This window comes from Mycoplana sp. BE70 (genome assembly GCF_031455855.1).
In the GTDB taxonomy this organism is placed as follows: Bacteria; Pseudomonadota; Alphaproteobacteria; order Rhizobiales; family Rhizobiaceae; genus Mycoplana.
In genome coordinates, this window is record NZ_JAVDTM010000004.1 from 401,118 (window position 1) to 421,887 (window position 20,770).

General features: G+C 60.1%; 15 protein-coding genes and 1 pseudogene. 12 read left to right on the plus strand and 4 right to left on the minus strand.

Annotated elements, in window-relative coordinates; translation table 11 throughout:
• Positions 1 to 15 precede the first annotated feature (15 nt).
• Both mprF and J2Y48_RS10335 read left to right on the plus strand, forming a co-directional pair.
• A complete protein-coding gene (mprF, locus tag J2Y48_RS10330; RefSeq protein ID WP_310416716.1) occupies positions 16 to 2,613 on the plus strand; it encodes a bifunctional lysylphosphatidylglycerol flippase/synthetase MprF in 2,598 nt (865 codons plus the stop codon).
• Positions 2,610 to 3,974, plus strand: coding sequence for an AcvB/VirJ family lysyl-phosphatidylglycerol hydrolase (locus J2Y48_RS10335; RefSeq protein ID WP_310416719.1), 1,365 nt, complete (start codon positions 2,610 to 2,612; stop codon positions 3,972 to 3,974). The genes mprF and J2Y48_RS10335 overlap by 4 nt, the downstream gene beginning before the upstream one ends.
• Before the next feature lie 112 nt (positions 3,975 to 4,086).
• On the opposite strand, the pseudogene J2Y48_RS10340 reads toward J2Y48_RS10335, so the two are convergent.
• From J2Y48_RS10340 to J2Y48_RS10350, 3 genes and pseudogenes are all read right to left on the minus strand, one after another.
• Positions 4,087 to 4,239: pseudogene (locus J2Y48_RS10340) on the minus strand (DUF1214 domain-containing protein); the annotation flags it as partial.
• 416 nt (positions 4,240 to 4,655) lie between these two features.
• Positions 4,656 to 5,339, minus strand: coding sequence for a B3/4 domain-containing protein (locus tag J2Y48_RS10345; protein ID WP_310416721.1), 684 nt, complete (start codon positions 5,337 to 5,339; stop codon positions 4,656 to 4,658).
• 43 nt (positions 5,340 to 5,382) lie between these two features.
• Positions 5,383 to 6,006 (minus strand): FMN-binding negative transcriptional regulator, encoded by a 624-nt coding sequence (locus tag J2Y48_RS10350; RefSeq protein ID WP_310416724.1) that lies wholly within the window; start codon positions 6,004 to 6,006, stop codon positions 5,383 to 5,385.
• Between the two features lie 74 nt (positions 6,007 to 6,080).
• Here J2Y48_RS10350 and J2Y48_RS10355 point away from each other — a divergent pair, with 74 nt between their 5' ends.
• Positions 6,081 to 7,538 carry a PLP-dependent aminotransferase family protein gene (locus J2Y48_RS10355; protein WP_310416726.1) on the plus strand — a complete coding sequence of 486 codons (1,458 nt, stop codon included), beginning with the start codon at positions 6,081 to 6,083 and terminating at the stop codon, positions 7,536 to 7,538.
• An 81-nt stretch (positions 7,539 to 7,619) separates the two neighbouring features.
• On the opposite strand, the gene J2Y48_RS10360 is transcribed toward J2Y48_RS10355, so the two are convergent.
• Positions 7,620 to 8,360, minus strand: a complete 741-nt coding sequence (locus tag J2Y48_RS10360) for a sulfotransferase family 2 domain-containing protein (RefSeq protein ID WP_310416729.1) — start codon at positions 8,358 to 8,360, stop codon at positions 7,620 to 7,622.
• Positions 8,361 to 8,757: 397 nt separating this feature from the next.
• On the opposite strand from J2Y48_RS10360, the gene J2Y48_RS10365 reads away from it, so the two are divergent.
• The 9 genes from J2Y48_RS10365 (at position 8,758) to J2Y48_RS10405 (ending at position 20,495) form a co-directional block, all read left to right on the plus strand.
• Entirely contained in the window at positions 8,758 to 10,191 is a 1,434-nt protein-coding gene (locus J2Y48_RS10365; protein ID WP_310416732.1) for an extracellular solute-binding protein, read from the plus strand.
• Positions 10,192 to 10,201: 10 nt separating this feature from the next.
• Entirely contained in the window at positions 10,202 to 11,152 is a 951-nt protein-coding gene (locus J2Y48_RS10370) for a sugar ABC transporter permease (protein ID WP_310416735.1), read from the plus strand.
• Positions 11,153 to 11,159: 7 nt separating this feature from the next.
• The gene (locus tag J2Y48_RS10375; protein WP_310416738.1) at positions 11,160 to 11,966 is read left to right on the plus strand and encodes a carbohydrate ABC transporter permease; all 807 of its coding nucleotides are present in this window, start codon (positions 11,160 to 11,162) and stop codon (positions 11,964 to 11,966) included.
• Positions 11,967 to 11,997: 31 nt separating this feature from the next.
• Positions 11,998 to 13,446, plus strand: a complete 1,449-nt coding sequence (locus J2Y48_RS10380; RefSeq protein ID WP_310416740.1) for a sulfatase-like hydrolase/transferase — start codon at positions 11,998 to 12,000, stop codon at positions 13,444 to 13,446.
• Positions 13,447 to 13,521: 75 nt separating this feature from the next.
• Complete coding sequence (locus tag J2Y48_RS10385) at positions 13,522 to 14,592, plus strand: sn-glycerol-3-phosphate ABC transporter ATP-binding protein UgpC (RefSeq protein ID WP_310416743.1); 1,071 nt, start codon at positions 13,522 to 13,524, stop codon at positions 14,590 to 14,592.
• A 164-nt stretch (positions 14,593 to 14,756) separates the two neighbouring features.
• Entirely contained in the window at positions 14,757 to 15,563 is an 807-nt protein-coding gene (locus J2Y48_RS10390; protein ID WP_405030202.1) for a formylglycine-generating enzyme family protein, read from the plus strand.
• A 260-nt stretch (positions 15,564 to 15,823) separates the two neighbouring features.
• Positions 15,824 to 18,859, plus strand: a complete 3,036-nt coding sequence (locus J2Y48_RS10395) for a GAF domain-containing protein (protein ID WP_310416748.1) — start codon at positions 15,824 to 15,826, stop codon at positions 18,857 to 18,859.
• Positions 18,856 to 19,245 carry a response regulator gene (locus J2Y48_RS10400; RefSeq protein WP_310416750.1) on the plus strand — a complete coding sequence of 130 codons (390 nt, stop codon included), beginning with the start codon at positions 18,856 to 18,858 and terminating at the stop codon, positions 19,243 to 19,245. Before J2Y48_RS10395 ends, J2Y48_RS10400 begins: the two co-directional genes overlap by 4 nt.
• Positions 19,242 to 20,495: a response regulator gene (locus tag J2Y48_RS10405; RefSeq protein ID WP_310416754.1), complete on the plus strand. Its 1,254-nt coding sequence runs from the start codon at positions 19,242 to 19,244 to the stop codon at positions 20,493 to 20,495. The genes J2Y48_RS10400 and J2Y48_RS10405 overlap by 4 nt, the downstream gene beginning before the upstream one ends.
• Positions 20,496 to 20,770 lie beyond the last annotated feature (275 nt).

Consider the following 20,770-nt stretch of genomic DNA (forward strand, 5'->3'; position numbering starts at 1 on the left):
TGAGACAAAAGGGCAATGACAACTGAAAGCCATTCGGCGGGCGAACTTTCCAACGGCCAGGTCGGTCAATTCTTCATCCGGTATCGGCTGTATGTAACGGCGGCAAGCGTCATCGCCGTCTCCGGCCTGGTAGCGGCGGCCATCTACCGGCTGACTTCGGAGGTCCGTTATGAGGATGTGCTGGCAGCCCTGACGGCGACGCCGTGGTCCGCCATTGCGCTTGCCATCTTCTTCACAGGCTTGAGCTTTGTAGCCCTCGTCTTCTACGACATCAACGCGCTGGACTACATCGGACGCAAGCTGCCTTTGCCGTCCGTGGCGGCGAGTGCGTTCGTTGCCTATGCTGTCGGAAACACGGTCGGCTTCGGACCCCTGAGCGGCGGGGCCATCCGCTTCCGCGCCTATTCGCGGCTCGGCCTCGCGCCCGGCGAAATCGCCCGCGTCATCGCTTTCGTCACCCTGTCATTCGGCCTCGGGCTCCTGATGGTCAGCGCATTGTCGACACTGACCGTGGCCCCGCAGATCTCACGCACGATCGGCATGAACCCGGCCTGGCTGCAGGGGGCGGCCCTCGCGGTCGTTGCAGTCATGGGGCTCGTCCTGTTCCTGTCGCGCAACGGCAGGACCGTTCAGCTCAAGGGCTTCACCCTGCGCTTGCCCGACAGCCGGACATCGTCCCGCCAGTTTCTCGTCTCGGCCTTGGATATCGCAGCTTCCGCCTCCGCGCTCTATGTCCTCTTGCCGGAGACACACGTCAGTTGGCCGACGTTCCTGGCAATCTATGCGACCGCTGTCGGCATCGGCGTGCTCAGCCACATGCCGGCCGGCCTGGGTGTTTTCGAAACGGTGATCATGGCGGGCCTCTCGAACGCCATCAGCGTCGACCAACTCCTTGGCAGCCTCGTGCTGTACCGGCTCATCTACTACGTCCTGCCGCTACTTCTGGCCGTCGTCCTGATGCTGGTCAGCGAGATGCGCCAGCTCGCGTCGAGACCGTTTGCTGCCGAGGTCGGACAGATCGCGATGCGGCTGTCGCCCGCCCTGCTTTCCGCATTTTCCCTGCTGCTCGGAACGATGCTGATCTTCTCGAGCGTGGTGCCGACGCCCGATGCCGACCTCGACTTTCTCGCGACGATTCTGCCTTTGCCCATCGTGGAAGCGGCCCACTTCATTTCGAGCCTGTTGGGCCTCGGCTTGTTCGTGACATCGCGTGGCCTCGGGCTGCGGCTGGACGGTGCCTGGTGGATGGCACTCGTCTGCGCCGCGGCGGCACTTGTCCTCGCCTTTCTCAAGGCGATTGCGGTTTTCGAGGCTGCGCTGCTGGCGCTGTTCATCATCGCCCTGCTCTTCAACGCTGGCCGCTTCACCCGGCCGGCATCGCTGATCAGGCAAGCGCTCGGCCCCACCTGGCTCGCCGCGATTGCCGTCATCATCGTGGCCGCCCTCGTCATCTTGCTGTTCATCTACCGCGACACCGAGTACACCCATGAACTCTGGTGGCAGTTCGAGTTTTCGCAAGGAGCGCCGCGAGGCCTGCGCGCGTTGCTCGGTCTTTCGATCGGCGCCTCGGTGGTCGCAATCTTCAGTCTGCTGCGCCCGGCAGCCTATCGACCAAAACCGCCCGCCCCCAAGGAGATAGCGCGCGCCATCGATATCGTCGCGAGGCAGGGCGTTGCCGACGCAAACCTCGTCAGGATGGGCGACAAGAGCATCCTGTTCTCCCAGTCGGGTAACGCCTTCATCATGTATGGCATCCAGGGGCGCTCGTGGATCGCGCTGACCGATCCAGTCGGCGCGAAGGAGGATTTCGACGAACTGGTCTGGCAGTTCGTCGAGACTGCACGGACGGGCGGCGGGCGCGCGGCCTTCTACCAGCTCTCGCCGCTGCTGCTGTCCTCCTGCGCCGACGCCGGACTGCGGGCATTCAAGCTCGGGGAGCTTGCGGTCGTCGACCTCGCGCGCTTCGATCTGAAGGCCAGCGGCTTCTCCGGCCTGCGGCAGTCCTTCAATCGCGGCGTGCGCGAAGGCCTGTCCTTTTCGATAGTCGAAGCGTCAGATGTAGCCGGCATCATCGACCAGTTGCAGGCGATATCCGATGGCTGGCTCGCGCATCACAACACGCGGGAGAAGACATTCTCCCTCGGCGCCTTCGAGCGTGACTATGTGATGTCGCAACCCGTCGCGGTGGTCCGCAAGGAGGGCGATATCATTGCCTTCGCCACGTTGCTACTGACCGACTTGATGATCGAGGCCACCGTCGACCTGATGCGATTCAGCCAGGAGGTGCCGAGAGCGACCATGGACTTTCTCTTCGCCAGCATCCTGAACCATTCGAAAGCTGCGGGCTATCGGACGTTCAACTTAGGGATGGCGCCGCTATCCGGAATGGCGCGCCGCGAGGCAGCGCCTGCCTGGGACCGCATCGGCGGCCTGCTGTTCGAACACGGCGAACGCTTCTACAATTTCAAGGGCGTGCGTGCCTTCAAGTCGAAGTTCCATCCGCGCTGGGAGCCGCGATATCTCGCCGTGTCGAACAGCACGGGAGCCGCTCTCGCGCTGATGGATGTGACACTGCTCATTGGCGGCGGCATCACGGGAGTGCTGAAAAAATGAGAGCACCAGAGTTACTTCTGGCCTTGGTGACGGGCCTGCTACCGATCGGCGCTCTTGCCCAGCAGCCGCAAACCTTCGACACGGGCATGATCCCTGGCGATCACATCCTGTTGCCGGACGGCGAGCCGCGCGCCAACGTGTTTCTGATATCGGATGCCGACGGCTGGGATGCCGTCGAGCAGGCGAAGGCCGAGGCGCTGGTCGCGAAGGGAGCAGCCGTCGTCGGCATCGACTTTCCAACCTACCTGAAAGCGCTGCGCGCAGATCCAGGGGATTGCGTCTACATGATTTCCGACGTGGAGGCGGTGGCCCATCAGGTGCAGCGCGCAACCGGCGCTGCCAGCTACAAGCCGCCGGTCGTCGCCGGTGTCGGCGAAGGCGGAGCGTTGGCGCTGGCGATGATCTCTCAAAGTCCTGCCGCAACGATTGGCGAAGCGGTCGCGATCGATCCGCAAGCCGGCATTCCGCTCGACAAGGTCCTCTGCACGCCCGCCGCGAAGACGCACGGAGATGGAAGAACCATCTACGGTTTTATTGATGGCGACCTGCCCGCGGCGGTTACCGTCCGTTTCTCCGCGGCTGCCACGCAGGCCGGCCGCGATCATGTCGAACAACTGGCCAAGGCACACCCGGATATCGACGTGAACGACGTGGACGCGGCGGCGACGGATGCCCTTTTGCAGATCCTCGCCGATCGCATCGATGTGTCCGGCGACAGCGGCGACCCGCTCGGCCTGCCGATTACGGTGCTCGAGACGAGGCCGACAATGGACGCCATGGCGATCATCTATTCGGGTGACGGCGGCTGGCGCGATCTCGACAAGGAGGTCGGCGGCGCCTTGCAAGGCATGGGAATCCCCGTGATCGGCGTGGATTCCCTTCGCTACTTCTGGTCCGAACGAAAGCCGCAGGAAACGGCGGACGATCTGGCGCGGATCATCGAGGCCTATCGGAAGGAATGGAACGTGCGGCACGTGCTGCTGGCCGGCTACTCGTTCGGCGCCGATCTTCTGCCTGCCACCTACAATCTCCTGTCCGAAAAGGACAAGGCGCGCGTGCCGCAACTGACCCTCATGGCGCTATCCCGACGGGTCGATTACGAGATCTCGGTCGAAGGGTGGCTTGGCCTTGCCAGCGGCGCCAGCATGGGTGATCCGGTCAAGGACATCGGGAAGATCGACCCCCGCATTGTCCAGTGCATCTACGGCAGGGACGAGGATGACGACCCTTGCCCGACCCTCCCCACCAAGGGCGTAGAAGCGATCGGCATCGACGGCGGTCACCATTTCGACGGCGCCTACCAGGCGCTGGCCCAACGCATTGTCGACTCGCTCAAGGCTAGACTGGCCAAACCGCAATAGTGCGGCGGCTGGACAATTGAACGCCTATGGCGGTCAGATAAAGCACGCCGCTTCTCAGCGGTCATGTCGCGACACAGCCGCGACATGACCGCTTCATGGATAAAGCAGTGCCTCACTGGACGGGTTCGATTTCACTCGGCCGCCAAGTCTTCGTAAAAAACGGTTCAAGTGGGCTATAGAGGCGCAGGATCGTGAACCACCCCTTTTTCGGGTCGGTCTGGATCCAGTTGCCACGCGGAACGCCTTGCGGCTGCTTAGGCGCAAACGGCTTTCATCGTTGTCATAAAATCTGTTCAGTTGCCTTGGTTGGCGAAGGGAGTCAGCTAGTCTAATGACCGGATGAATTTCCGGCTTATAGCCGTTTGCAAACGGCGGCTCACTGAACCTAACCAAATGAAGTCGTTCGGCACGGTCGACTGTTTCAGCCCTATTTATTGCAGCCGACGGAAGTAAAATGTTGCATAGCTTGGTTCAGACTGAAAGTTACTGGCTTCTGGCGAATTGAAATCAACTTCAAACTCTCCAGCCATTTTGCAACGGCAACCGAACTATATCGAATGTGCAGTCGACCAGCCATGCATTACGGATTCTCCGTCACTGATCGGTCAGGAGGGCACTGGGAGCGGCAAGCTTGGTTGTTCGTTCGATGGCTGCTTTGGGCGCAAGCGGACAAACCCATCCTCACGCGGCAATCCTTTGAGCTGACACCGAGCAATCAGGCATCAGCATCTTGAGCCCTTCCACCAGCATATCCGACGCCTCTTCAAGTGCGTCGTCTGGCATTGTCTCAAGGCTTTCCAACACGAACCACATGCGGCCAGCGGCAGCCTCCAACCGGGTGCGCGTCCCCTGTCGCCAGTTCCAGCGCCGGCAGGTGACGCCGACGTCGTCTCGCCAGATGACCTCTCCAGGAAGGGGGCGCTCGATCGTCGTCTCGCCATTCATGACGGTCTCGAACGTCTCGGTTCCGTCGGCCAGGGTCAAGAACGGAATCCCAGCATAGGCGTCATAGTTTTCGCCACCGACGGGAATGGCATATTTGAGACTGACGGCGTTATAGAGATCGACGACGGGATTGATCGAAGGGATTATTCCATCCTTCAACACCCGCTTTCTCAGCGATTGCGCCGAACATGGTGTGCGATTGGGCTTTGCTCCGAACCGGGTATAGGCATCGGCCCAACTGGTCAAATGAGCGTCAGCCCAAGCTGGACCGCCCTGCAAAACGTACTGGCAGACATCCGACAGAAGCCCGGTCGGAAGGCTCCCTTGTCCAACGTTTGTCGCATCGACATGAATGCTCATTGCTCTGAAACCGGGAGCGATTTCGCTGATCCGTTCGTCGATCACGGGGGCCTCAAACATCATTGCTAACTCCAGAATTCCACTCAAAACTCGATCGCTCGTCTCAGACCGGGATCATGCCAGAAACGATCTGATCGGTGGGGTTGCGGCTATCGCCAAGTCCCTGTTTCACCCCCTTACGATCGGCCTCGGGGCGGTTCTGGCTCATCTTTCTTTTCCCCTGCAGCGAAACGACGGGCATGCGAATGCCAATTATGCCGCGGAGCTGAGCACTGATGAAACCTTCGGGAGCGTCAGTGACCGCCCACGGCAGCGGGCGTGCTGCCTCGTGAATGGCAGTGAGGCGTGACACCACCTCAAGCAGGCGGTCGGCATCCTCGAAGAACTCGACCGGTCCGCTTGCCTGGACGGCCGTGTAGTTCCACGTCGGGACGACCTTCCCGTGCTCGGCTTTTGAGGGGTACCAGGACGGCGTCACGTAGGCGTCCGGCCCCATAAAGACTGCAAGTCCATGTCCGATGACAGGAGCCTGCCACTGCGGATTCGGCCGCGCCAGATGCGCATAGAGGACGCCCATTTCTCCCTCAGCCTCATCGAGGAACATCGGCAAGGGTGTGGCCAACGGGCCATCGGGAGTGGCCGTGATGAAATTGGCAAGACGGCATTGCCGTATCATTTCATAAAGCTCGGTCGTGTCATCCACGGCAAAGGCAGGTGGGGTGTACATAAGCATCTCCTTGACGTGAACGCATTATTCACATCAGGTGGACCAAGATACACTGCCAGTTTTGGTATATTTCATTGGTCCAGTCTGGAAAAACCTCACGAGAGATCGGTGCGTCCCGCCGCATCTATCTGTCTCTGCGCGATCAGATCACGTCTGGCGTTTACGCTGCGGGCGACAGATTGCCCTCGAGCCGCGCGCTTGCGGACGAGCTCGGCGTGTCCAGAACCACGGTCACGGCCGCCTATGACCAGTTGATCTCTGAGGGATACATTCAGGTGCGGCAGGGCGCAAAGCCAACGGTTACAGCCGATGGGAGACCTTCGTACGCCAGATCCGTACCGCCAACTCGGGAAATTACTCCCCAGCTGTCCGCCTATGCCTCCCGTGCAATGGCATTGCCGAAGCATATCAGCGCCGATCAGGCTATGCTTCAATACGATTTCCGATATGGCGACGTCGCTTCATCGGACTTTCCCAAGCTGGCGTGGCGGCGTGCCCTGAACGCCGCAGTTTTGGCGCACCGAGAGCGGCTTGGCTATGAGCATCCAGCCGGGAATCTGGCCCTTCGCCAAACCTTGCAAGGCTACCTCTGGCGAGCCCGTGGCATTGAATGCGATGTCGCCCAGATCGTCATCGTGAGCGGTTCCCAGCAGGCGCTCGACTTGTGTGCGCGGGTGCTTGTCGATGACGGAGGCCGGGTCGTTCTCGAGGAGCCGTGCTATGCAATGGCCCGAAACGTGATGCTTGCGACGGGCGCAGATCCCATCGCCATCCCTTGCGACAAGGACGGAATGGACACCTCCCGCCTTCCCGATCCGAAGGGTGTCGCACTGGCCTTCGTAACGCCCAGCCACCAATTTCCGCTGGGTGGCGTCTTACCCTCCGGACGTCGGAAGGCCCTGATCGAATGGGCGGTCGCCGGCAACACCTACATCATCGAGGACGACTACGACGGGGAGTATCGATATGACGTGCGTCCAATTCCGCCGCTGTGGATGACCGGTCAAGATCGAGTCATCTATGTCGGCACCGTCTCCAAGACGCTGTCGCCGACACTTCGGCTTGGTTACATGGTATTGCCTGACACACTGGTGGAGCCCTTCGTCCGCTGCAAGCAGATCACCGATCGGCATAGCGCGAGCTTCGAGCAAGAGGGGCTCGCTTCAATGATCGAAACGGGCGCATATGAAAGCCACGTTCGAAAGATGAGGCGACTGAACGCGGAAAGACGTGCGATTTTCCTCAAAGCTATGGCCGACGCGTTTGGCGACGAGGTCGAGATCGTCGGAACGTCGGCGGGTCTCCATGTCGTCGTATGGTTCAACCGCATTGCGGCCAGCGATGAAGAGCGTTTCGCCGACTGCGCGAGGCAAGAAGGCATAGGCATCTATCCGATCTCACGCCTGTTCGCGGCTCCGACGGATCAACGCGCGGGGTTTATCTTCGGATACGCCTCCATGCCCGTTACGTTGATTGGAAAGGGCGTAGATCACCTGGCATCGGCCTACCGATCCAGACTACGGCTGGATTGACCGCTGGAATGCACCAGAAGCGGAAATCGCATCAGTGCGCAGAGCTTTGAGAGCCCCACTCCTCTCAAGGACACGGATGGTCTAATCGGGAAAACGGTATTTAAAATGCTCGATCTCGGGGCCGAAAAGCCGTTCGACGCGTTCGCGGTCGCCCGGTTTATAGTAGTTGCAAATATCGGGCCTCGTTGGGCTTGCCTTCGCTCTTGTCAGAAAGCGATCATCAAACGGCAGGCAGAGTATGTCGCATATCAAGCGTAGATCATCCGAGAGGCGCTCCTGCCGCCCTACGAAATTCACAACGATCTTGTCGTTGTGGGTGTAGAGCGGCCAGGATTGCCAGTTAATACGCTCCCTCTCGGCGGCACCTTCTTCAATCAAGCGGAGCATTTTCGAGAAGCTCGGTCGCGTTTCCGACTTCCTGTAGTGCCAATTGTAAAGAGAAACGGCACGCTCGAACGGGTTCCGCACGAAGCAGAACTTAAAATACTGTTTCCAGGCAGAAGGATCGAAGGCCTCGATTTCGCGTGCGCCTGAGTGATCCGCGAGCTTGCCTGCAAAGCGACGGCTGAGAGCAGCCCCGGCCAATGAATCGACTTTGCCGTAGCGGCCGAGCGTTTTCGCGATCTTTAATGGAGAGAGATGGCAGAAGATAGCTATCAATGCCAGCCGATTTGCACTCGCTCCATTATCGAGCGAATCTTTCCAGGACCCGAGTTGCATATCCCATGGCCCGAATTCGCGAGCAAGATAGGCGGAGATCGTACTGCCTGCGGTTTTGGGTACGTGGATGAAAATGAATTTATGGCGACGGGATATAATCATTGCCTCGCCAACTCCTTAACCGGGAACGTTGAACCCGCGAGTGATCATACGACCGCAGCAAGCTGACACCAATATCCGCCGTCGTAACGCTCGCCCATGGTTTAGTTTTAATCATCTCGGCCGCACCTGACCTTTTGAAATTAGGATTGGAGACGGCTGCTGGGCAGGAATTCTCGTTGACCCTCTGCCGGAAGGTGCCGTCGGTGCCCTTCTCACTATGGGCAGGAGCGGCGTCGTTCTATGCCTCTTCATTCCCGTCGTGTCGAATTTCGATGCCTTAAAACTTCGCGACCGTGCACCGGCTTTTCTCCTGAAGCACCGTCTTTTAGATCATCGATCCTTACCAACGCTCGATTTCCCATTAATTTTATAGAAATCATCAATTGGGGAAACGACGATGCATTTTCCATCACGCCTCATCGCAGGTGCAGCGGTCTCACTCGTGCTCGGGAGCGCGGCATCTACGGCCGCCCAGGAGTTCAACTGGCGGCAATTTGAAGGCCAGACGATCAACGGCATCCTGAACGAAGGGCCTTTGGTCAGCGCTTACATCGAACCGCAGTTGCGCGAATTCGAGGATTTGACCGGGATTACGGTCCGGCTTGAAAAGCTTGCCGACAGCCAGGCGCGTCAGAAGCTCGACATCGTGCTGTCGGGCAAGGATCCGAGCGTGGATTTCTTCAACGTCCAGATGGATGAACGCGGCGGTGCTTACACCGTCGCCGGCTATCTGGAAAACCTTGAGGGTTATCTGGCCAATCCGGCGCTTACCCCGGCGGACTACAATTATCCGGGCGACTGGGCGAAGGGGTGCCTGGCCACCACGAAAGTCGTGAAGGATGCACCGCTCAACAACCTCGTCTTTTCGGCCCAGGCACAGCTTCTCCACATTCGCGAGGACCTGTTCCGGCAACATGGCGTCAAGATCCCCGAAACGCTCGATGAACTGGAAGAGGCAGCGAAGAAGCTGACAATCCGCGACGCAAACGGAAACATCGAGACCTACGGCTTCATTTCCCGCGGCGCTGGTCTGCAAGCCACGGCGAGCTTCGGAACCTACCTGCGCAACTTCGGCGGTTCCTGGTTCAGGGAGGAGAATGGCGTCAAGACCGCGAATTTCGCGTCGAAGGAATCGATCGACGCCTTCGAATATTACGGGCGGTTGATCCGCGAGTACGCGCCGCCGGCCGCTCTCACCAATCAGCACGCCGCCAATGCAAATCTCTTTGCGTCCGGCAAGGTCGCCATCCTGTCCGAACTGAACTTCTATATTTACAATTTCAACGATCCGGCACGTTCGCGGATCGCCGGCAATGCGACCACGATCCTGGTTCCTCGCGGTCCGGCCGGCAGCTATCCGAACATTCCGACGACCTCGTTCGCCATATCGAGCTTTTCGCAAAAGAAGGATGCAAGCTGGCTTTTCCTCGCCTGGATCACCGGCAAGGAGCAGCTCCTCTATGCGCAGAAGAACGGAACTCCCGTGTGCCGTGAGTCGGCCTGGGTCGACCCGAGTTACCAAGCGCCGTCGCCTGCCTGGGGCGAAGCCAGCCGCCTCGCGGTTCAGTATGGCCGGGCACTTGCGAAGCCGCCGGCAATCGCCATCAACGAAGTCCGCGAAGCCGTCGGCAAGGTCATCGACGTCGCTATTCGCGACGGCTCGCGCGCCGCGATCGAGGCGGAAGCCTCCAAGCAAGCTGCAATCGTCGATGAACTGATCGCAAGGACGGAGAAGGACAGCCTTTTCACGGGACCAGAGCAAACTGGCCAGCCATCGGCTCCGATCGAAGCCCAACGCCGCCCGATCGAGTTGATCGGCTTGGCCAACTAGGTCCTGACCGATGGTGGACCAAGCATATCATGGCACTTCCGTGCGCGGTTTTCCGCGCGCGGAACGTGCTCGGCCCGCAAGGGCGGCGCTGGAATGGGTCGATCGCAACCTTGCGGTCATCTTCAACATCCCGACGGTCGCTGTGCTGATCGCACTGGTCGCCATTCCGGCGGTCATGGTGGTCTATTCGAGCCTCACCGACTGGCATCTCTATCTCGCCGACCAGAGGCAGTTCGTCGGCTTGGACAACTATGTCAGCGCCTTTCGTGACGAGCGCTGGATCACAGCCATTTTCCAAACGATCTATTTCGCTGGTGGCTCGGTGATCCTGCAGTTCGTGATCGGATTTGCGATTGCCCTGCTGTTCAACCAGAAATTCAAGGGCAACAGGTTCTATCGCGGCATCTTCATGCTGCCGATGCTGGCCATGTCGACGGCGATCAGCCTTGTCTGGCTCATCCTCTACAACAGTTCGTTCGGCCCGCTGAACTACTGGCTGGTCTCGCTCGGGCTTTCGTCGGTGGAATGGCTCGGCGATCCCCGCTGGGCCATGCCCTCGCTGATTGTGGTCCAGGTCTGGCAATGGACCCCGTTCATGACACTGTTGCTGCTGGCGGGCCTCCAGTCACTTCCTGACGAGCCCTTCGAAGCGGCCAAGCTCGACGGTGCAAGCGCCTTTCAGTCCTTCATCCATGTGACGCTGCCGCTGATGCGCGGGCACATCGTGGTCGCGCTGGTGCTGCGCTCAATCATCGAGATCAAGGAGTTCGATTCGATCATGACGATGACGGAAGGCGGTCCGAACGGAGCCACCGAAACGATGAACATGAACATCTATCTCAACGCCTTCTCCTATTCGCAACTGGGCATGGCTGCCGCCAAGGGAGTCATCTTCTTTGCCTTCATCCTGCTCATCCAGGCGCTGCTCTTGAAAATACGCGCCCGCCGCTGGTCGTATTGAGGACGTCATGCCCCACTTCAGAACGCTTGTCTTGCATGCGGCCGCGATCGCGGTGATCGCCCCCTTCACCTTCGTCTTTGTGTTCATGGTCTGGAATTCGTTCAAACCCGACTTCCTGTTCTTCGATCCTGGCGTGTGGATGTTCCAGCCGACCCTGATGCACTATCGGGACGTGATCCAACAGTCCGACCTGGTCGAGAACATCACCAACAGCCTGGTCGTGTCGGGATTTGCCACTGTCATCGGCATCGCTTGTGGACTGATGACAGCCTACACGATCGCCCGCTACAAACTGCGCAAGCTGGCGCTGGCAATCCTTTTCACCCGCATGATCCCATACATCACCATGCTGATCCCGCTGTGGCTGGTGTTTCGGGAGGCGGGCCTCATCAACACGATCCCCGGCCTCGTTCTCGCGCACCTGCTGATCACCATTCCCTTCGGGGTCTGGATACTGATCGCCTATATCGAGGATATTCCGAAGGACTTGGAAGACGCGGCATTGATGGACGGCGCCAGCCGCGTCCAGGCCTTCTGGCACGTCGTGCTGCCCCTGTGTCGGCCAGGCATCATCGCAACGGCCATCCTCTGCTTCGTGTTCTCCTGGAACAACTTCCAGTTTGCGCTGGTCCTCGGCGGCATGGACGTCAAGACCGCGCCGGTCTCGGTCTTCCAGTTCGCCAGCCCCGACACCGGCAGCATGGGGGCAATGCTGGCCGCGGCGACCCTCGTCACCATCCCAGGCTTCCTCCTGGTGATGTTCGCCCAGAAGCAGATGGCCGCCGGCCTGACGATCGGCGGCATCTCAAAATGACATCTCCAAAAAGCAAGGACAGGACTTCTTCATGAGCTCAGCAAACAACATTCTCGTCATCATGGCGGACGAGCACGCCAAGCAGGTGCTAGGCGCATATGGCAACACCATCGTGCATACTCCCAATCTTGATCGGTTGGCGTCACAGGGCACGCTGTTCGAGAACGCCTATTGCAACGACCCGATCTGCGTTCCGAGCCGGGCAAGCTTTGCCACCGGCCGCTACGTGCACCAGACCGGCCACTGGGACAATGCGCGCCCCTATACCGGGCAAGAGCCGAGTTGGGGGCACAGGCTTCAACAAACCGGACACGAAGCCGTGTCGGTCGGCAAGCTGCACTATCGCGATCCGTCCGACCCGACGGGCTTTTCCGATCAGATCCTGCCGCTGCACATCCTCAACGGGCAAGGCGATATTTCGGGCATCATCCGCGACCATCCCCGCCGCGCCGTCAGCAAGCTGGCGACCGACGCGGGGCGCGGTGACAGCACTTACCTGCAATATGATCGGGACATCCGTGACGCGGCGATCGGCTGGCTGAGGCAAGCTGCCGAAAAGCCCAGCGACAAACCATGGGCGCTGTTCGTCTCCTTCGTTTGCCCGCATTTTCCATTGGTTGCGCCGCCCGAGTTCTTCGACCTTTATCCGCTGGATTCGTTGCCATTTCCGACCGGGCGCGACCTGGCGGGCGACCATCCGGTGCTCGCCGCCATGCGCGAAAACATCAACTATGACAGCCACTTCCGCGACGAGGCTCACATTCGAACAGCGCTTGCCGCTTACTACGGCATGGTGTCGTTCCAGGACGACAATGTCGGACGTCTGCTGGCCGCGCTGGAGGAAACAGGTTTCTCGAAGGACACAGTTGTCGTCTACACCGCGGACCATGGCGACAATCTCGGCAACCGGCGCTTCTGGGGCAAGTCCAACATGTACGAGGAATCGGCAGCCGTGCCGTTGATCCTCAAGGGTCCGGGCGTTCCGGAAGGAAAGCGGGTGCGGACCAACGTGTCGCTGGTGGATGTTTTTCCGACCATCGTCGAAGCGGTCGGCGAGCAAGCGCACCCCGAGGACGCGCGATTGCCCGGGCGATCGCTTTTGCAGATCGCCCGCGAACAGGACGAAACCGACCGCACCGTGTTCAGCGAGTACCACGCCACAGCCGCCATCACCGGCATCTTCATGGTGCGGTGGGATCGCTACAAATACGTTCACTATGAAGGTTATCGTCCGCAGCTCTTTGATCTCGAAAGCGACCCGAAGGAGCAGAACGATCTCGCCGGCGAACCAGCCTACAGCGACATCCTGGAGGAAGGCGCGCGGCGGCTCGCCGCCATCTGCGATCCGGCGGCCATTACCGCGGAGGCTTTTGCCGACCAGCAAAGGCGGATCGACGCGCTCGGCGGTCGTGAAGCCGTGAAACAGATCAAGGGCTTCACCTACACGCCGGCACCCGGAGAAACCCCCGTCCTGGCCTGACCCGGCGACAGGGTACCCACAGTTGTCACCACAGTCGCCCGACGCATAGCGGCGGGCGCAATCCCAGGAGTAGAAATGTCCTCCGTCGCAATTCAGAAGATAGAAAAATCCTACGGCGCAGAGCCTGTCCTGCGAAGCGTCTCGCTCGATGTTCCCGATGGTGAGTTCGTGGTTCTGGTGGGCCCATCCGGCTGCGGAAAATCCACGCTTTTGCGGCTCATCGCCGGTCTGGAGGAAATTCAGGGCGGTACCATTACGCTTGGCAGTCGCCTTATCAACTCCGTGCCGCCGCGCGACCGCGACATCGCCATGGTCTTTCAGAACTACGCGCTCTATCCACACATGACGGTGCGCGAAAACATGGCGTTTTCCCTCAAGCTGCGGGGAGCGGACAAGCGGGAGCGCGAGAGAGCGGTTCGCAAGAGCGCGGAAATCCTCAACCTGGAACCCTATCTCGACCGCTACCCCCGCCAACTCTCTGGCGGCCAGAGGCAGCGCGTTGCCATGGGACGGGCGATCGTGCGCAATCCGCAACTTTTCCTGTTCGACGAACCCCTGTCCAACCTCGACGCCAAGCTGCGGGTGCAGATGCGCGCGGAAATCAAGGAGCTTCACCAGCGATTGCGGACGACCTCGATCTACGTCACGCACGACCAGATCGAGGCAATGACGATGGCCGACCGCGTCGTTGTCATGAATGGCGGACGCGTGGAACAGGTCGGGGCTCCGCTGGAAATCTATGATCGGCCCGAAAATCTGTTCGTTGCCGGCTTCATCGGTTCGCCGACCATGAATTTTGTCGATGTGACCGTTCGCCGTGACAACGGCTTGGCAAAGGCAGTCACCGAAGACGGCACGGTGCTGCCGCTGCCTCCAAATCGCGCCTTTGCGGAAGGACGCCGCCTCGTCTACGGGATTCGGCCCGAACATGTCGAAATCACGCAAGATGGCGCGAATGGCGAATTGCTGGTCATAGAGCCGACCGGGCCGGAGACGTTGCTCTACGTCGCCTTTGCCGGCGCTCATTGGAATGTCCTGTCGCGCGAGCGGCCGATTGCGCGAGCGGGGGACAGATTGTCGCTTTCGCCGCAACCGGAGCGCATCCATCTGTTCGACAAGCAATCCGGCCGGAGGCTTGACGGTTGAGCGGGTCTGATCCACGCGCCATAGGCGTCCAGCAGCAGAACACATGCTGCGTCCAACCGAACGCAAGCGTGATACCGATGTCGGCACCGTCTGGTGTACCGCAGGTCCTGGGCCGAAACCCCGCACCTGCGCGGGTCGTGCGGCTTTCGGGTGGGCCCTTCGCGATGGGCAGCGATGAGGAGCTTCTGCCGTTGGACGGCGAAGGACCGTCGCGCACCGTCACCGTGAAATCGTTCTCGATCGATCCGTTTGCAGTCACGAACGAGTGGTTCGGCGAATTTGTCCGGATAACGGGCTACGTGACCGACGCCGAACGGCTGGGCTGGTCCTACGTCTTCTTCGCCTTTCTCGGAGACACGCATCGACATTTCCTGTCCCCGCCAGGAACCTCCTGGTGGCGCAACGTGCCGGGTGCCTGCTGGCTCGCACCCGAAGGCGAAGGCTCGACGATAGCAGGTCGTGAAAACCATCCGGTGGTGCACGTATCGTGGAAAGACGCTGCGGCGTTCGCAGCCTGGGCTGGAGGCAGATTGCCGATGGAGGCGGAATGGGAGTTTGCCTCTCGCGGTGGGCTGGAACGGCAGCGTTTCCCTTGGGGCGACGAGGAACCAACAGATGCTCGTGCGGAACGCTGCAACATCTGGCAGGGAGCTTTCCCGACACGGAACACGGTTGCCGATGGCTTTGCCGGCACCGCCCCCGTGGACAGCTTCGCACCAAATGGCTACGGCCTCTACAACATGGTGGGAAATGTTTGGGAATGGTGCGCCGAAACCTTTCAAGTTCGGTCGCTCAAAAAGGCTGCGCGGGAAAGAAATCTGATCGCGCGCCGCGAAAACCGCAAGGTTCTGAAGGGCGGGTCGTATTTGTGCCACCGCTCCTACTGCTACCGGTACCGCAATGCCGCGCGCACGTCCAACACGCCTGACACCTCCTGCGGGCACATCGGGTTTCGCATCGTCTTCGACTGACGTTGCCCACGGCACGATTGCGTCGCCGTGTCCGAAAGGATGCAGCCGCCAATCGACTACCTATGGGCCTGCGGTCATCGATCCTCGTCCGCTTCGCGCCAGTGCATTACCCTGCCTTGACGGCAGTCGCATTCTCTCGTCACCGCTGGTCAGATAGGCTATTCTCTCCTTCTGCCGAAGTTGATTGTTGATCACTTGCATGTCGATGCGGATCGCTGGGGTCCTCTCCGAGCGCGTCGCTGTAGACCGAGGGGGCAGAAATGGAGGTTTCGGACCTCAGCCTCAGGCATCAAGTAAACCTGCTGAAGCGCGAGCTGGCCGAGACGATCGAACGTCAGGCGGCGACGAGTGAAATTCTGCGTGTGATCTCGACCTCACCGGACGACGTACAGCCGGTGTTCGACGCGATAGCGGAGAGCGCAGCAAGGCTATGCGCGGCGGAATTTTGTTTCGTATTTCGATTTGATGGAGAGTTTCTACATCCAGCTGCGTATCACGGCATTTCGCGCGAGGGCATCGAAGCGGTACGTGCCATGTTCCCGCAGAAACCCAATAGAGGCAACGTCACGGGAAGGGTCTTTATCAGCGGTGTTATCGAGCAGATTCCCGACGTCTTTACGGATCCTGATTATCAGGCGCTGCCGCTGGCGAAGATCGTGGCGTACCACAGCGCCATTGGCGTACCACTCTTGTGGAAGGGGCGTCCGGTCGGATCGATCGCCGTTACCCGGCGCGCAATCGGTTTCTTTCCAGAGCGGCAGGTCGAACTGCTGCGAACGTTCGCCGATCAGGCGGTGATCGCCATCGAGAACGTTCGGCACTCCAATGAGGCCAGGGCACGTAACCAAGAGCTCACCGAGGCACTCGAACAGCAGACTGCAACAAGCGAAATCCTGCGCGTCATCTCGACCTCGCCCACCGATGGACAACCGGTGTTCGACACGATCGCCCAGCGTGCCGCCCGACTTTGCGGCGCTCAACATTGCCACGTGTTTCGCTATGATGGCGAATCGTTGCATTTCGTGGCGCATCACGGGCTGAAACCGGAAGGCGCAGTGCCTCCAGCCCCGCCGCATCGAGGTAGTGCCGCCGGGCGTTCGATCCTCAGCCGATCGGTGGAGCAGATAGAGGACTGGCGCGTCGATCCCGAATACACGGCCCATACCGTCATCGGTGCTCAATCCTCGAACTACCGAAGCGTGGTAGCTGTACCGATCATGCGCGAGGGTGTTCCGATCGGAACCATCGTGGTGGCACGACCCGATCCGGGGTTGTTCCCCGTTCGCCAGGTCGCACTTCTCAAGACTTTTGCCGACCAGGCAGGAATAGCCATCGAGAATGCTCGGCTGTTTACCGATTTGGAGGAACGGAACCTCGAGCTGAAAGAATCGCTGCAACAACAAACGGCAACCGCCGATGTTCTCAAGGTCATCAGCCGGTCGGCCTTCGACCTCCAGACCGTCCTCGACACGCTAGTCGAGTCCGCCGCGCGATTGTGCGAGGCTTACGACGCGGCGATATTCCTCAAACATGGAGACATGCTCCACCTGCGAGCACACCATGGCCCAATTCCGATCGATTTCCCTGGCTGGGCTGTGGCACGGAGCTGGGTGACCGGGCGAGCCGTGGTTGAACGAAGTCCCGTCCATGTGCCTGATATGATCGCCGTGCCCGACGACTTTCCGGACGGATACAAGATGGCGGTCCGCATGGGCCACCGGACAACTCTGGCAGTTCCTCTGCTGCGGCAGGGCGAAGCGATCGGCGGCCTCGTCATTCGTCGGACCGAAGTCAGGCCGTTTACCAGGAAGCAGATCGAGCTCATCCAGACCTTTGCCGACCAGGCCGTCATTGCGATCGAGAACGTGCGACTGTTCGACGAAGTGAAGGCGAGAACAGCAGAGCTGTCCGAGGCGCTGGAGCAGCAGACTGCGACCGCTGAGGTCCTGAAAATCATCAGCCGCTCCGCATTCGATCTGCAGGCAGTGCTCGATACCCTGGTCGCGTCTGCTGCTCGCCTTTGCGAGGCGGACATGGCAACGATGACCCGACCGATGGGAGACGCCCACTACCCTGTCGCAGGTTTCGGCTTCTCGCAGGAATTCGACCACTATTTCCGAGCTCTCCCGCTGGAGCCAGGCCGCGCGAGCATCGTCGGGCGAACCCTTCACGAGATCCGACCGGTCCAGGTTGCCGATGTCCTCGATGATCCGGAGTACGCAATGCCGGAGGCACAAAGACTTGGCGGGTTCCGTACCGTGCTTGGGGTACCGCTCTTGCGGGAAAAAAAACCAATCGGCGTGCTCGCATTGACCCGCACGACCGTGCGGCCCTTTACTGACAAGCAGATCGAGTTGGCGTCAACCTTCGCCGATCAGGCCGTTATCGCCATCGAAAACGTGCGTCTCTTCAAGGAAGTCCAGGCGAGAACCGAGGAACTGTCGCGCTCGCTCGAGGAGCTCAAAACCGCGCAGGACAGGTTGATCCAGACGGAAAAGCTCGCCTCGCTCGGACAACTCACTGCCGGCATCGCGCACGAGATCAAGAACCCGCTGAACTTCGTCAACAATTTCTCGGCGCTGTCGGTCGAATTGATCGACGAGCTTCAGCAACTGTTCGACGGCGCGGCAACCGACGACACCACGCGCGCTGAGATCGATGAGCGCACAGCGATGCTCAAGGGCAACCTTGAAAAGATCATCCAGCACGGCAAGCGGGCGGACTCGATCGTCAAGAACATGCTCCTGCACTCGCGTCAGGGCGCAAGCGAGCACCGACCAGCCGATATCAATGCCATCGTCGAGGAGAGTCTCAGTCTCGCCTATCACGGGGCCCGAGCCGAAAAGCAGGGATTCAACATCACGCTGGAGAAATCGCTCGATCCGACAGCCGGGGAGATCGACCTTTATCCGCAGGAGATTACGCGCGCGCTGCTCAACCTGATTTCCAACGGCTTCTATGCAACCAGCAAACGCGCCGCGTCAGAGCGGGGCGACGGTTACGAGCCGACGCTTGCAGCGGTGACCAGAAACCTGGGCGACAGCGTCGAGGTCATAATCCGCGACAATGGCCTCGGCATTCCCCCAGAGTTGCGGGAAAGGATATTCAATCCCTTCTTCACGACCAAGCCTGCTGGCGAGGGGACGGGCCTCGGTCTGTCGCTCAGCCACGATATCATCGTCAAGCAGCATGCCGGTACGATCGAGATGGACACGGAACCTGGCCGATACACCGAGTTTCGCATCCGGTTGCCGCGGATTGCGGCCGTAATAGCGATACCGGAGGGCAGATCATGAGCCTTCTTATCCTGGTGGTCGATGACGAACCTGACATCGAGCTGCTCTTCAAGCAGCAGTTCCGCCATGACCTGCGCACAGGTCGCTTTTTGATGGAGTTTGCCCGATCGGCGGCGTCAGCACTCGAGCGGATCGCCAATGCGGCCGACGTGACGCTCATTCTCATACTGTCCGATGTCAACATGCCGGGGATGAGCGGGCTCGAATTGCTGCCCAAGGCGAGGAGCTTGCGGCCTGACGTGCCAGTGATCATGATTACCGCCTATGGCGATCCGGACACGAAACGAAGGGCCATCGAAAACGGTGCAGAAGCGCTGCTGACCAAGCCGATCGACTTTGTCGCATTGCGGGAAGAAATCGACATCCGAATTGGGCGCGCCGCATGAGCACGAACATACTCGTTGTGGATGACGAGCCGGACCTAGAGATGCTCCTCGTCCAGAAGTTCCGCAAAGAGATTCGCGACGGCTCGCTGCGTTTCCTGTTCGCCCGCGACGGCATCGACGCGTTGGCCGTGCTTGGGGCCAACACCGACGTCGATATCGTGCTAAGCGACATCAACATGCCGCGTATGGATGGCCTGTCGCTGTTGGCGAAGCTTCGGCAGAGGGACGAGGATCTGTCCACGATAATCGTCTCCGCCTACAGCGACATGGCCAATATCCGGATCGCGATGAACCGCGGCGCATATGATTTCGTAACGAAGCCGATCGATTTTCCCGATCTGGAGGCGACGATCGTCAAGACGATCCACCACGTGGAGGCGCTGCGCGAGGCGCAGCGCAGGCAGTCGGCGGCCGAGCAGGCGCGAGCATCGCTTTCCCGCTACTTTTCGCCAAATCTCGCCGAACGCCTGGCCAGGAGCGCCGATGCCCCTGATCTTGGTGGAAAGCGCCGGGAAGTTGCGTCGCTCTTTACCGATCTGACGGGGTTCACGACGCTGGTGGAAACGATCGAGCCGAACGTGCTCGGTCAACTCCTCAATGATTACATCGTCGGCATGACGGACATAGTCTTCGCCCATGACGGTACCGTCGCCAAGATCATTGGCGACGCACTCCACGTGCTGTTCGGCGCGCCGGTCGAGCAGCCGGACCATGCCAGTCGCGCGATCGCCTGCTCACTCGCACTTGATGCCTTCGCCCGGTCTTTCCGCGAACACTGGTGTCGGAAGGGAATAACCCTTGGCCACACGCGGATAGGCGCGCATGCCGGCACGGCCGTGGTCGGCAACTTCGGCGGAGGAAGGTTCTTCGACTACAGCGCCTACGGCGACACGATCAACGTCGCCGCACGCTTGGAAGCGGCCAACAAATCGCTTGGCACCCGTATCTGCGTGAGTGCCAGCCTCGCAGCGAACATCCAGCGGTTCTGCGGCCGCCCGGTTGGCGACCTCCTGCTCAGAGGCAGGGCCAAGCCGATCCGCGCTTTCGAGCCGCTTGAGGCCGAAAGCTATGCCAGCGCCGCAACACAGGCGTACATGGCCGCCTTCGAAGAGCTGGAGGCCGGCGATCCTCGTGCCGTGGCTTCGTTCGCTGCACTGGTTGGTCGCAACCCCGAGGACCCGCTTGCCGGCTTTCACCTGAAGCGACTGATGAACGGCGAATTCAGCACGACCATCGATCTCAAATATTGATCCGTCATCCCCCAAGATCGAGGACGAGCCCCTCACCCGCACCGGATCTTCTGGCGACGCGGATATCCCTTTTCGCAAGTCATGCGAAAGTTGTCTGAAAATACTTGGACGATGGGAATGGTGGGCCCGGAGGGAGCGCCACGCAGCTTAAATTTCAATAGTTTAGTAATTTGAGTCACGAATGACTCTAGCCCGATTCTCGCCACATTCCGACCAAGAAGGCAACGAATACCTCCCCCGGTCGCATGAGTTCGTCGGCATCCTCTGACAGCCCC